General features: G+C 73.6%; 10 protein-coding genes. 4 read left to right on the top strand and 6 right to left on the bottom strand.

Annotation, left to right across the window (positions count from 1 at the left end; translation table 11 throughout):
- Positions 1–145: 145 nt before the first annotated feature.
- Entirely contained in the window at positions 146–439 is a 294-nt protein-coding gene (locus FJK98_RS23230) for an antibiotic biosynthesis monooxygenase (RefSeq protein ID WP_088645080.1), read from the bottom strand.
- Between the two features lie 445 nt (positions 440–884).
- Between FJK98_RS23230 and FJK98_RS23225 the strand changes: the two genes are divergently transcribed.
- Positions 885–1,883, top strand: coding sequence for a TerC family protein (locus FJK98_RS23225; protein ID WP_145920895.1), 999 nt, complete (start codon positions 885–887; stop codon positions 1,881–1,883).
- 52 nt (positions 1,884–1,935) lie between these two features.
- On the opposite strand, the gene FJK98_RS23220 is transcribed toward FJK98_RS23225, so the two are convergent.
- Entirely contained in the window at positions 1,936–2,844 is a 909-nt protein-coding gene (locus FJK98_RS23220) for a C40 family peptidase (protein ID WP_145920894.1), read from the bottom strand.
- Positions 2,845–2,905: 61 nt separating this feature from the next.
- Positions 2,906–4,018: a mandelate racemase/muconate lactonizing enzyme family protein gene (locus FJK98_RS23215; protein WP_145920893.1), complete on the bottom strand. Its 1,113-nt coding sequence runs from the start codon at positions 4,016–4,018 to the stop codon at positions 2,906–2,908.
- Between the two features lie 43 nt (positions 4,019–4,061).
- Between FJK98_RS23215 and FJK98_RS23210 the strand changes: the two genes are divergently transcribed.
- Complete coding sequence (locus FJK98_RS23210; protein ID WP_145920892.1) at positions 4,062–4,859, top strand: tyrosine-protein phosphatase; 798 nt, start codon at positions 4,062–4,064, stop codon at positions 4,857–4,859.
- Positions 4,860–4,871: 12 nt separating this feature from the next.
- On the opposite strand, the gene FJK98_RS23205 is transcribed toward FJK98_RS23210, so the two are convergent.
- The 3 genes from FJK98_RS23205 to FJK98_RS23195 all read right to left on the bottom strand — a co-directional run bounded on the left by FJK98_RS23205 (position 4,872) and on the right by FJK98_RS23195 (position 10,322).
- Positions 4,872–5,723: a serine hydrolase gene (locus tag FJK98_RS23205; RefSeq protein ID WP_145920891.1), complete on the bottom strand. Its 852-nt coding sequence runs from the start codon at positions 5,721–5,723 to the stop codon at positions 4,872–4,874.
- Between the two features lie 206 nt (positions 5,724–5,929).
- Positions 5,930–7,798: a translational GTPase TypA gene (gene typA, locus FJK98_RS23200; RefSeq protein ID WP_145920890.1), complete on the bottom strand. Its 1,869-nt coding sequence runs from the start codon at positions 7,796–7,798 to the stop codon at positions 5,930–5,932.
- A gap of 391 nt (positions 7,799–8,189) precedes the next feature.
- Positions 8,190–10,322 (bottom strand): efflux RND transporter permease subunit, encoded by a 2,133-nt coding sequence (locus FJK98_RS23195; RefSeq protein WP_145920889.1) that lies wholly within the window; start codon positions 10,320–10,322, stop codon positions 8,190–8,192.
- Between the two features lie 148 nt (positions 10,323–10,470).
- Here FJK98_RS23195 and FJK98_RS23190 point away from each other — a divergent pair, with 148 nt between their 5' ends.
- Both FJK98_RS23190 and FJK98_RS23185 read left to right on the top strand, forming a co-directional pair.
- Entirely contained in the window at positions 10,471–10,986 is a 516-nt protein-coding gene (locus tag FJK98_RS23190) for a MarR family winged helix-turn-helix transcriptional regulator (protein ID WP_145920888.1), read from the top strand.
- 5 nt (positions 10,987–10,991) lie between these two features.
- Positions 10,992–12,653 carry a CocE/NonD family hydrolase gene (locus FJK98_RS23185; protein WP_145920887.1) on the top strand — a complete coding sequence of 554 codons (1,662 nt, stop codon included), beginning with the start codon at positions 10,992–10,994 and terminating at the stop codon, positions 12,651–12,653.
- Positions 12,654–12,664 lie beyond the last annotated feature (11 nt).

Raw genomic sequence — 12,664 nt, 5'->3', positions numbered from 1 at the left:
CGGACCCGGCACCCCCGAACGTGTCGGGACCGGTTGCCGCGCGTGCGCCGCACGGTAGCCCGGGGGTACGACAGAATCGGATCGACCGGATTGGATTCTTTCGGAATTCTCCGTGCCGCGGGCCGGGTCGCGGTCCCGCCCCGGCTCAGGCCGGTACGTCGACGAAGTGCTCGACCCGGGGCGGACCGGCGAAGTGCGGGCCGATCAGTGCCCGCCACTTGCCGAACGCCTCGGTGGCCCGGAAGTTGTCCTCGTGGGCCTGCACCGAGTCCCACTCGACCAGCAGCACGAACCGGGAGGGGGACTCGATGCCCCGGGTCATCCGGACCGAGCGGCATCCCTCGGCGGCGACGATGATGGCGTGCGCCTGCGCGTAGGCGGCGGCGAAATCGTCCTCGTGTCCGGGCAGTACGTCGATGAGCGCGACCTCAAGCACCATGCCGACAGCCTGCCATGAGGCGGCCCGCCCGTGGTGCGCCGGGGCGACTCCCTCCTCCATCCCCGCAGAACACCATCAATCTCGCGTATGCCACTACACCTAGCCTCCTAGGACGCATTGGGCGGGGTGGCCGGACCCACCCGGGACGGCCAGGTCCGGGAGGGTCGGAACGTGATGCTGCCGGCAATGCACGCCGCAGGAGATGCGCCCGTAGCCCTCGATGGTGAACAATGGCGGCCGAGGAGGGGAGTATTCCCCCGCGACGGAGTCGTCAGCACGGTCGAGCGTCCCCCGACAGCTCGACCCGGCTCCGCCGGTCAGCGCCCCGCCTGCGGGTCGCTGGCGGAAGAGACCTCCGACAGTCACCAGTGTGTGCGTCGTCGCCCACCTCGCCGTCACGCGGCGTACGGTGTGCCCGACGCCGCGTGTCTGCCGGAGGAATGGATTGAACGTGTCCGGAATGGTGTGGGCGGGAACCCTCGTCGCACTGACGGCGGTGCTCCTCGCCGATCTCTTCATCATCGGGCGTCGGCCGCACGAGCCCAGCGTCCGTGAGTCGAGCCTCTGGGTGAGCTTCTACGTCGGCCTGGCGCTGCTGTTCGGGGCGGGGCTGTGGGTCACCGCCGGTGGCGACGTGGCCGGCCAGTTCTACACGGGGTGGCTCACCGAGTACAGCCTCTCGGTGGACAACCTCTTCGTCTTCGTGATCATCATGGCCCGGTTCCGGGTGCCCCGGAAGTACCAGCAGAAGGTGCTGCTCATCGGCATCGTGCTGGCCCTGGTCATGCGGGGTGGTTTCATCGCCGCCGGTGCGGCGCTGATCTCCCAGTTCTCCTGGGTGTTCTACATCTTCGGCGCGTTCCTGATCTACACGGCCGTCAACCTGGCCCGCCAGGGTGAGCCGGAGGAGGACGAGTTCAAGGAGAACGTCCTGATCCGGTGGAGCCGCAAGGCGCTTCCGTTGTCGCGGGACTACGACGGCGCGAAGCTCACCACGTACGAGGCCGGCCGGCGGCTGTTCACCCCGATGCTGGTGGTGATGATCGCGATCGGGACCACCGACCTGATCTTCGCGCTGGACTCGATCCCGGCGATCTTCGGGATCACCAAGGAGCCGTACCTGGTCTTCACCGCGAACGTCTTCGCGCTGATGGGGCTGCGGCAGCTCTACTTCCTGGTGGGCGGGCTGCTCGACCGGCTGGTCTACCTCAGCTACGGCCTCGCGGTGGTGCTCGGCTTCATCGGCGTCAAGCTGGTGCTGGAGGCACTGGCCGACAACAACCTGCCGTTCCTCAACGGTGGTGAGCCGATCGCCTGGGCTCCGCACATCCCGATCTGGCTGTCGTTGACGGTCATCCTCGGGTGTCTCGCCGTGGCGACGGTGGCCAGCCTGGTCAAGTCGTCCCGGGACCGGCGGCGCGAGCTGATCGAGGCGCGTCGCTGACCGTAGCGTCACCGATGGGCGTCACCGCACTGCCGGTGACGCCCATTGCCGGTCAGACCCGGTGCGCGCCGACCAGGGTGGCGACCCGGTCGGGCGGCAGCGGCTCGGTCAGCACCCGCCGCTGCCGGTAGCAGGCGTGCAGCATCCGTGGCCCCCGGCCGGCGGTCACCAGGCCGACATGGTGGATGTCCCGCCCGGGTCGGGCGAAGAAGTACAGGTCGCCGGGGCGTTCCTCGCCGGCCGGTACGGGCGTGGTGGCCGCCGCCTGGTCGTCGGCGTCGCGGGGCAGTGTCACGCCGAACCGTCGCCACACCAGGTGGACCAGGCCGGAACAGTCGATCCCGTGGCCGGAGAGCCCACCCCAGACGTACGCGACGTCGCGCAGCCGGGTGGCGACGGCGAGCACGTCGTCGGCGGTCGGCGGGGTGGCCGGCGGGTCGGTGACGTCCGCCTCGGGGACCCACAGTGGATCGGGCCGTCCGGGTACCCGTACCGGCCGCCACCCGTCGACGGCGGGGCCGGCCGGGTGCAGCCGGGTGCCGAGGACGACCCCGGGCAGGGCCACCGGGCCGGCGGGGGCGACCCGCAGGCCGGTGCTGACGGCGTCGACGACGAGCGGGCCGGCCGGGCCGCCGTCGGGGGTGGCCGGGGTGAGCTGGGCGGTGGGCAGCCAGCCGGGGTAGCCGCGTGGGTCGCGCCGGGGTGCGGCCTGCTGCACCGCGACCACCCGGGCCCAGCCGTCGGGGTGCAGGGCGGTCACCAGCACCCGTTCGCCGAGCAGCAGCTGACTGAGCACGCAGTCACCGACCCGCTGGCTGGCGTCCATCCCGGTGATCCAGCCGTCGGTGTCCGAGGGCACCGCCAGGGCCGGCCGGTCGACCGGGCGGGTCGCGCCGGGGTCGGTCCAGAGGGTGGCGACGGCCACCCGGACGAGGGCCTCCCGGCCCGGCTCCAACTCCACGTCGACCTCCGGCTCACGTGTCGGTGCCCCATCCGGACCATAGGAAAGAAAACTGCGATCATCAACCTCGGCGTTGAATCTTTGTTTCGGTCACCGCGGTTTCGGTCACCGCGGTGATGCCGAGCCCCGGCGCGTCCGGCAGCACCACCGTGGCACCCTCGTACCGCAGCCCGCCGCGCACCGGTGACCGGGCCAGCCACCAGGCGGCGTCCAGGTCGGACACGGCGCTGGTCCGGTAGGCGGCGGCCAGGCTGGCCGCCGCGCCGACCCCGACCTGAGTCTCCATCATGGACCCGACGAGGGTGCCCAGCCCGTGTTCCCGGGCCAACTCCAGCAGGGTCCGCGCCGGGCGTAGGCCGCCGCACTTGGCGAGCTTGACGTTGACCAGGTCGGCCGCCCGCCGCCGGATCACCGCGACCAGGTCCCGCACCCCGAACACCGCCTCGTCGGCGAGGATCGGCACGTCCACCCGGTCGGCGACCCAGGCCATGCCGTCCAGGTCCCACCGGGCCACCGGTTGCTCGACCAGCTCCACGTCGAGCCCGGCGTCCTCGACGCCCCGGATCACCCGGACCGCCTCCCGGGGCGTCCACCCCTGGTTGGCGTCCAACCGCAGGCGCACCTGCGGGCCGACGGCCGCCCGGACCGCACGGACCCGTTCCAGGTCACCCGCCGGGTCGGTGCCGACCTTGAGCTTCAGCACGTCGAAGCCCTCGTCGCGTCGCTGCCGGGCGGCCACCGCCAGGTCCGCGCCGGCCCCGGCGGCCAGCGTGACGTCCGTCGGCACCCGCAGCGCCGTCCCACCGAGCAACCGCACCAGGGGTACGCCGAGCCGCCGTGCCGCCAGGTCGTGCAGCGCCACGTCCAGCGCGGCGCGGGCCGCCTCGTTGCCGGCCACCGCCGCCGCGACCTCGGCGCAGCGGGCCAGCACGTCGTCGGCGTCCCGGCCGACCACCGCCGGGGCGAGCACGTCGCGGACACAGGACTCCGCGCCGGCCACCGACGCCCCGGTGACCTGCCACACCTGCGGGGCCTCGCCGAAGCCGGACCGCCCGTCGGCGTCGGTCACCTCCGCCACCAGGGTCTCCACCGTGGTGGTGCGGCGCAGCGCGGTGACGAACGGGGTGTGCAACGGCGCGGACAGCCGGTGGGTGCGTACCACGGCGATCGTCATGTGCGGCACCCTATACGCACGTCGTCACCGAAGGAGCGCGCCGATGACCGTGGCAAGCTGGACGCTGGTGGGTGCGCCGAACGCCCGTGACCTGGGCGGACTGCCCACCCGTGACGGCCGGCGGGTACGCCCCGGCCGGCTGATCCGCACCCCGGCGCTGGGCCGGTTGACCGAGACCGACCTGACGGTGCTGGGCCGGCTCGCCCCGGCCTGCGTGGTGGACCTGCGGGACGACACCGAGACGGCGTTCGCCCCACCGAACCGGCTGGTCGGTGACCCGTGCCTGGTCCGGTTGCCGGTGCTCGACCCGGCGCACCCCGGGTTCGGCTACCTGTCGGCGCTGCTGCTCGGTCACGACCTCACCGGCCACGACGAGGCGGCCCGGCGGGGTGCGGCGGCGGCGATGGCGGAGCTCTACCGGTGGTTCGTCGGCGGTGCGGCGGCCCGGGAGGGGTTCGCCCGCGCGGTGCGGCTGGCGGCCGATCCGGGCAACCTGCCGTTGCTGTTCCACTGCTCGGCGGGCAAGGACCGTACCGGGTGGCTGGCGGTGGTGCTGCTCACCGCGCTCGGCGTCGACGAGGAGACGGTCCGGGCCGACTACCTGCGGCACAACGCGTTGACGGTGGAGCTGCGCGCGGAGGCGTCGGCGGCGATGCTGCGGCGGCGGCCGGAGCTGGACCCGGAGACGGCCCGGGCGGTGCTGGAGGTGCGCCCCGAGTACCTGGACGCCGGCCTCGACGAGGTGCGCCGGCGGCACGGGTCGTTCGACGCGTACCTGGCCGACGGGTTGGGGGTGACCCCGCAGATCCGGGCCGCCCTGCGGACCCACCTGCTGGACTGACCGCCGCGCCGGTCAGCCGGTGAGGTCGTGCCGGGCGGCCCAGGCCGTCGCGGAGACCTCCGCCAGCAGCCGGCAGGCGTCGGAGTCGTCGGGGGTGGCGGTGGGGTCGGTGGTGGTGCAGACGGCGATCACGTAGGCGGGAGCGTCGTCGGGCAGGACCACGCCGGCGCTGTGCCGTACGCCGCGTACCCAGCCGTTCTTGTGGGCGATCCGGGTGCCGGCGGGCAGCCCGGCGGCGAGATCGTCGCGGTGGCGCTGGTCCAGCAGCACGTCGACCATGGCGGCGCAGGCCGCCGGGGAGGCCAGCGGGCCGGGCCGGTGCGCGCCGACGGCCAGCCCGCCGAGCAGGGCCGCCAGGTCGGCGGGGGTGACCAGGTTGGTGATGCCGGCCTCCCGGGCTGCGGCGTCCTCGATGCCCCGGCCGGTGACGCTGTGCCGGGCCCCGGCGAGCCGCCACGCCTCGGCGACGGCGGGCAGGCCGAGGAGTTCGATGATCAGGTTGGTGGCGAGGTTGCTGGACCGGGTGATCATCCGGTCGGCCAGCCAGCGCGGGGTGGCCCGCCCGCCGAGCCGTTGCCAGACCGCGTCGTCGTTGTCGTAGGGGCGGGCGCAGGTGAACCGGGGCGCGTCCGGCCGGGCCGAGGTGAAGTCGTTGACCACCGGCACCGGGGCGTCCAGGTCGAGGGCGTCGGCTCCGGCGGCCCGGTGCAGGGCCAGCAGCACCGCCACCTTCATGGTGCTGGCCGCGTAGTGGGTGGCGTCGGGGGTGCGGGTCCAGGTGGGTGGGGCGTCGGGTCGGCCCAGGTACGCCGAGACGGTGCCGGGCACCCGGTCCAGCCGGGCGTCGAGGTCATCCCAGGTCATGCCCGTGACGCTAGCCGAATTCGGTCCATCGGAACGGCCCGGCGGCCCTCGGGAGGGTGCAGCCGGGTGGGTCGGCGGCTCCCGGGGGACAGCCGGGGCGGGGCCGGTTGCGCCCCGGGGTGGGGACGGGCGGAGCCCCGGTCCGGGTGAGGCGGACCGGGGCTCCGGGTGAGGCGGGGTGGGGCAACGGATGCGACCCGGGTGGGTCAGCCGGCGTGCTTGCGGCGGGCGGCCATCCGGCCGCGCTGGGTCTGGTCCAGCACCACCTTGCGGATGCGTACGGCGACCGGGGTTACCTCGACGCACTCGTCCTCGCGGCAGAACTCCAGCGCCTGCTCCAGGGAGAGCTTGCGCGGGGGGATCAGCTTCTCGGTCTCGTCGGAGGTCGAGGCCCGCATGTTGGTGAGCTTCTTCTCCTTGGTGATGTTGACGTCCATGTCGTCGGAGCGGGAGTTCTCCCCGACGATCATGCCCTCGTACACCTCGGTGGTGGGCTCGACGAAGAGCTGGCCGCGCTCCTGAAGGTTGATCATCGCGAACGGGGTGACCACGCCGGAGCGGTCGGCCACCAGCGACCCGTTGTTGCGGGTACGCAGCTCACCGAACCACGGCTCGTAGGACTCGAAGACGTGGTGCAGGATGCCGGTGCCCCGGGTGTCGGTGAGGAACTCGGTACGGAAGCCGATCAGGCCGCGCGCCGGCACCAGCCACTCCATCCGGATCCAGCCGGTGCCGTGGTTGACCAGCTGCTCCATCCGACCCTTGCGGGTGGCCAGGAGCTGGGTGATCGCGCCCAGGTACTCCTCGGGGGCGTCGATGGTCAGCCGCTCGACCGGCTCGCAGGTCTTGCCGTCGATCTCCTTGGTGACGACCTGCGGCTTGCCGACGGTCAGCTCGTAGGACTCGCGGCGCATCTGCTCGACCAGGATGGCCAGGGCCAGCTCGCCCCGGCCCTGCACCTCCCAGGCGTCCGGCCGCTCGGTGGGCAGGACCCGCAGCGACACGTTGCCGATCAGCTCCTTGTCGAGCCGGTCCTTGACCATCCGGGCGGTGACCTTGGCGCCCTTGACCCGGCCGACCAGCGGCGAGGTGTTGGTGCCGATGGTCATCGAGATGGCCGGCTCGTCCACGGTGATCAGCGGCAGCGGGATCGGGTTCTCCGCGTCGGCCAGGGTTTCCCCGATCATGATCTCGGGGATGCCGGCGACGGCGATGATGTCGCCGGGCCCGGCCGAGTCGGCCGGCTTGCGCTCCAGGCCCTCGGTCATCAGCAGCTCGGAGATGCGGACCCGCTGGGTGCTGCCGTCGGTGCGGCACCAGGCCACCGTCTGGCCCTTGCTGATGGTGCCCTGACGCACCCGGCACAGCGCCAACCGGCCGAGGAACGGCGAGGCGTCCAGGTTGGTGACGTGCGCCTGGAGCGGGGCGTCCTCGTCGTAGGAGGGCGGCGGGATGGTGTCGAGCAGGGTTCGGAACAGCGGCTCCAGGCTGGTGCTGTCGTCGGGCACCGAGCCGTCGGCGGGCTGGGTCAGCGAGGCGATGCCGTCGCGGGCGCAGGCGTAGACGATCGGGAAGTCGATCTGCTCCTCGTCGGCGTCCAGGTCGAGGAAGAGTTCGTAGGTGTCGTCCACGACCTCCTTGATCCGGGCGTCGGGCCGGTCCACCTTGTTGATCACCAGGATGATCGGCATCCGCGCCTTGAGCGCCTTGCGGAGCACGAACCGGGTCTGCGGCAGCGGGCCCTCGCTGGCGTCGACCAGCAGCACCACCCCGTCGACCATGGTCAGGCCCCGCTCGACCTCGCCGCCGAAGTCGGCGTGGCCGGGGGTGTCGATGATGTTGATGGTGACCGGGTCGGAGCCGTCCGCCGGGAGGTAGCGCACGCCGGTGTTCTTGGCCAGGATGGTGATGCCCTTTTCCCGTTCGAGATCCATCGAGTCCATGACGCGCTCGGTGTTCTCACCACGGGCCCCGTAGGCGCCGGCCTGCCGCAACATGGCGTCGACCAGGGTCGTCTTGCCGTGGTCGACGTGGGCGATGATGGCGACATTGCGGAGGTCGGTGCGAAGCTGCATACCCTCCATACTCCTGTCTGCGGTTGCCGGGGCAGGTGTCGGGGTCGTCCCGTCACCGCCCGGATCTGTGCCGGAACTGCTGTTCCGGCCGTGCCAGCAGCGGGTCTGCGGATCCCTACCGGCGGGCCGGTCGGCCCGGGGCCGGCCGGGCACCTGGTCGTCGCGACGGTCACCGCGGCCGAGGCCGCAGTGATCTTCGGTCTGTCGGTGCCGGGGGTGTCGACCCTGCTGGTCGGTCTCCTAGCGTACGCGGGCCCGTGCGGGTCCGTCCGGGCACTGCTCCCGGTGACCGGAGCGGCCGTGACGGGCGACACGTCCACCGGGGGTACGCCGACGGCCGGGGGCCCCCACTGGTGCAGGTGGGGACCCCCGACCGGGTCGGAGGGGCGGGTCAGTCCCGGGCGGCGACGGCCGGCGCGGGCGTGGCCGCCCCGGCGTCGTCGTCGGCCTCCCGGTCGATCCGTCCCGGCCACCAGAACCGGTCGCCGAGCAGGAACGCCAGCGCCGGCACCAGCACGGTACGCACCAGCAGTGTGTCGAGCAGCACGCCGATGCACACGATGATCCCGATCTGGGTCAGCAGGATCAGGGGCAGCACGCCGAGGACGGCGAAGACCGCGGCGAGCAGGATGCCGGCGCTGGTGATCACCCCACCGGTCACCCGCAGGGCGGAGAGCATGCCGTCGCGGGTGCCGGCCCGGCGGGCGTCCTCCCGGGCCCGGGTGACCAGGAAGATGTTGTAGTCGACGCCGAGCGCGACGAGGAACACGAAGGCCAGCAGGAGCACCCCGCTGTCCAGCGCGGGGAAGTCCAGCACGTGGTCGAAGAGCAGCCACGCCGCGCCGAGGCTGGCGAAGAAGGACGCGATGACGGTGAGCACCAGCAGCAGCGGGGCGAGCAGGCCGCGCAGCAGCAGCACCAGCACGGCGAAGACGAGCACCAGGATGATCGGCAGGATCAGCCGCAGGTCCCGGGTGTTGGCCTCGTCGGAGTCGTAGGTGGCCGCGACGGTGCCGCCGACGAGCGCCCCGTCGGCGGGGTCGGCACCCGCGACGGTCGGCGGCGCGGAGCCGGGTACGGCGGCCACCGCGTCGCGCAGCGCCCCGATGGTGCGGTCGGAGGCCGGGCTGCCCGGTTCGTCGGTCAGCACCACGTCGACCTGGGCGACGGCGGTGCCGGCCACGCCGGGCCGGGCGGAGGCGACCCCGGGGACGGCGGCGGCGGTCCGGGTGACCTCGGCGGCGGCGGCCGGGTTGGTGAGCACCGCCACCGGTTGGGTGGTGCCGGCGGGGAAGGCGCGGGCCAGCGTCTCGGCTCCGGCGACCGCCTCGGGCTTGACCCGGAACTGTTCGGTCTCGGACAGCCCGGTGCGCAGGGTGAGCCCGCCGAGGGCGAGGCCGGCGAGCAGCAGGGTGGACAGCACGGCGACCGGCAGCGGGCGGCGGACCACGGCGACGCCGAGCCGGCCCCACAGCTTGCCCTCCCGGGCGGGGCCGCCGACCCTGGGCACGAACGGCCAGAACAGTCCCCGGCCGAAGATGACCAGCACGGCGGGCAGCACGAACAGCGCGGAGAGCATGGCGAACACGACGCCGGTGGCGCAGGCCACGGCGAGCGCCCGGTTGGTCTCCTGCTCGGACAGCAGCAGGGTGAGCACGCCGAGCACGACGGTGCCGCCGCTGGCGAGGATCGGTTCGGCGGTCCGGCGGACGGCGGCGCGCATGGCGGCGAACCGGTCCTCGTCGCGGCGCAACTCCTCCCGGTAGCGGGCGATGAGCAGCAGGGCGTAGTCGGTGGCGGCGCCGAAGACCAGCACGCTGGCGATGCCGGTGACCGCGCCCTCCTGGAGGTTGATGCCGACGGCCGGAACGATGGTGTCGACGGCCCGCAGGGTGAGCTGTTCGGTGGCGGCGACGACGATCAGCGGCACGATCCACAGGAACGGGCTGCGGTAGGTGATCAGCAGCAGCAGGGCGACCACACCGGCGGTGACGGCGAGCAGGGTGATGTCGGCGCCCTCGAAGACCTTGGTCAGGTCGGCGGTGAACGCGGGTGCGCCGGTGACCGCGGCGGTGAGCCCGTCGGGCAGGCCGGTGAGGCTGTCGCGGACCTTCGCCACCTCGTCGGCGACGGCCTGCTGGCCGCCGGCGGTGTCCAGCGGGACGGCGAGCAGCGCGACGGTGCCGTCGGGGGAGACCTGGGGTGGGCTGACCTGGCCGCCGACGGCGAGCCGGCCCAGCGCGCCGGAGCGGTCGGTGACGGCGGCCCGGTCGGCGTCGGTCAGCGGGCTGCCGTCGTCCCGGCTGACCACGACGATCGCCGGTTGGACGTCGCTGTCGGGTAGTTGGTCCTGGAGGCGTTCCACCTGGGTCGACTGCCACTGCACGGACAGGCCGGTGGCCGAGACGGGGGCGGGGTTGTCGGGCTTGGGGAGCCCGAAGACGACCGCGCCGACGACGATCGCGGCGGCCACGGTGAGCCAGGCGGCGAGCCGGCTGCGGGCGACGCGGGTGAACAGAGACATCGGAGGCCCTCGTGGTCTGTCGGTGGGAACGCGGACAGGAAGATAACCCGTCCTTCGAGTATCTTGATAGCCGAGATTATCGGCAGCTGTTCTATGCTGCAACCGGGCACAGCGACAGGGGGCAACGGCGGGCGTGGCAACGCACGGGATGTATCGGCGGCGGGACGACCCGCGCGGGCGGATGGTGGCCGACATCACCAACGACCTGCGGCGGTACTCGGTCGACGCGCAGCACATCGGGCACGCGTTCGCCGGCCTGCACGGGCTCAACCCGACCGACCTGCACGCCCTGATCGCCGTCATGGACGCCGAACTGCTCGGCGACCCGATCACCCCCGGCCGGCTCGGCGAACAGCTCAACCTCTCCTCCGGGTCGGTGACCGCGCTGGTCGACCGGCTGGAACGCGCCGGGCACATCCGCCGGGACCGGGACACCGCCGACCGGCGCAAGGTGTTCCTGCACTACGCCGACCAGGGGGCCGCCCTGGCGATGAGCTTCTTCGGCCCGCTCGGCCGGCGTACCGACGACGTGATGGCCCGGTTCACCGACGACGAGCTGGCCGTCGTGCACCGGTTCCTGGCGGCCATGGTCGCCTCGATGCGGGAGCACCGCGACGCCATGCGGGCCGCCCGCGCCGAACCGTCCCGCCGCCCGGCGGACTGAGCGCCGTGCCGGACCGGTCGCTCGCCCGCCTCGCCGCCGCCGTGCTGCGCCTGCCGGCCGCCGCCACCCACCGGGTCGACGTCACCCGGGGCATCGCGGTCCGGGCCCGCGACGGGGCGCGGCTGCGCACCGACCACTACGCCCCCCGGCTGCCCGGCGCGCCGACCGTGCTGATCCGCACGCCGTACGGGCGGGGCGGGCCGATGCGGCTGCTCGGCCGGCTCGTCGCCGGTCGCGGCTTCCACCTGGTGCTCCAGTCCTGCCGGGGCACCGACGGCTCCGACGGGCTGTTCGACCCGCTGGTGCACGAGCGCGACGACGGGCTGGACACCGTCGACTGGCTGCGCCGGCAACCCTGGTACGGCGGCCGGTTCGGCATGTTCGGGGCCAGCTACCAGGGTTTCGTCCAGTGGGCGCTGGCCGCCGACGCGGGGGAGGACCTGGCCGCGATGGTCGCCGTGGTCACCGCCTCGGCCACCCGCGACTCGACGTACGCGGGGGAGTCCTTCGCCCTGGACACGGTGCTCACGTGGGCCGAGCTGCTCCAGGCGCAGACCGTGCCGTGGCTGGCCCGGCAGTGGGAACTCAAGCGTGGGCAGCCCCGGCTGGCCGCCGCCCTGGCCCACCTGCCGCTGGCCGAGGCCGACCGGGTGGCGACCGGGGTGACCGTGCCGTTCTTCCAGGAGTGGCTGCGCCACCACACGCCGGACGCCGACTACTGGCGGACCCGGGTCTTCGGCGCGCGGATCGCCGAGGTGCGCGCCCCGGTGACGATGGTCAGCGGCTGGCAGGACATCTTCCTCCCCGCCCAGCTCGCCGACCACGCCGCGCTGCGGGCGGCGGGCGTGCCCACCCGGCTCACCGTCGGCCCGTGGACGCACGGCAGCCCCGGCCTGCTGGCCGAGTCGCTGCGGGAGGGGCTGGACTGGCTCGACGCCCACCTGCGCGGCCGGCCGCCGTCGCCGCGCGCCCCGGTACGGGTGCACGTCGGCGGGGACGGCGGCGGCTGGCGGGACCTCGCCGACTGGCCGCCGCCGGCCACCGGCACCCCCTGGCACCTGCACGCCGGGGGCCGGCTCGCCCCGCAGCCGCCGGCCGCGTCGGCCCCGGACACCATCCGGTACGACCCGGCCGACCCCACCCCGTCGCTGGGCGGCCCGCTGCTGGTGGCCCAGCGGGCCGGACCGGTCGACAACCGTCCCGTCGAGGCCCGGCCCGACGTGCTGGTCTACACCAGCGCGGTGCTGACCGAGCCGGTCGAGGTGGTCGGGCCGGTGCACGCCGAGATCCACGTCCGCAGCGAACTGTCGTACCTGGACGTCTTCGTGCGGTTGTGCGACGTGGACCGGCGCGGCCGGTCCTGGAACGTCTGCGACGGCCTGGTCCGTATCGCCCCCGGTCGGTTCCCGGCCGACCCGGACGGGGTGACCCGGGTGCCGGTGCCGCTGTGGCCGGTGGCGCACCGCTTCGCCGCCGGGCACCGGCTGCGGGTGCAGGTCTCCGGGGGTGCCCATCCCCGCTACGCGCGCAACCCCGGCACCGGCGAGCCGCTCGGCGCGGCGGTCACGCTCCGCGCTGGACTCCGGCAGATCCTGCATGATCCATCGCATCCGTCGCGACTCGTGCTGCCGGTGGTCCCAGCTGGCTCCCAGCTTGGATCTATCTGAAGACAACCCGT

Origin of the sequence: Micromonospora sp. HM134 (assembly GCF_007833915.1) — a bacterium.
GTDB lineage: Bacteria > Actinomycetota > Actinomycetes > Mycobacteriales > Micromonosporaceae > Micromonospora > Micromonospora wenchangensis.
Note: the sequence above shows the minus strand (reverse complement) of the source record. Positions and strands in the feature narration are given on the sequence as shown.

What these genes read in the sequence shown, in the direction of transcription:
- FJK98_RS23230 (WP_088645080.1), bottom strand. Translation starts at nt 439, where the DNA reads ATGGTGCTTGAGGTCGCGCTCATCGACGTACTGCCCGGACACGAGGAC.
- FJK98_RS23195 (WP_145920889.1), bottom strand. Translation starts at nt 10,322, where the DNA reads ATGTCTCTGTTCACCCGCGTCGCCCGCAGCCGGCTCGCCGCCTGGCTC.
- typA (WP_145920890.1), bottom strand. Translation starts at nt 7,798, where the DNA reads ATGCAGCTTCGCACCGACCTCCGCAATGTCGCCATCATCGCCCACGTC.
- FJK98_RS23215 (WP_145920893.1), bottom strand. Translation starts at nt 4,018, where the DNA reads ATGACGATCGCCGTGGTACGCACCCACCGGCTGTCCGCGCCGTTGCAC.
- FJK98_RS23210 (WP_145920892.1), top strand. Translation starts at nt 4,062, where the DNA reads ATGACCGTGGCAAGCTGGACGCTGGTGGGTGCGCCGAACGCCCGTGAC.
- FJK98_RS23205 (WP_145920891.1), bottom strand. Translation starts at nt 5,723, where the DNA reads ATGACCTGGGATGACCTCGACGCCCGGCTGGACCGGGTGCCCGGCACC.
- FJK98_RS23190 (WP_145920888.1), top strand. Translation starts at nt 10,471, where the DNA reads ATGTATCGGCGGCGGGACGACCCGCGCGGGCGGATGGTGGCCGACATC.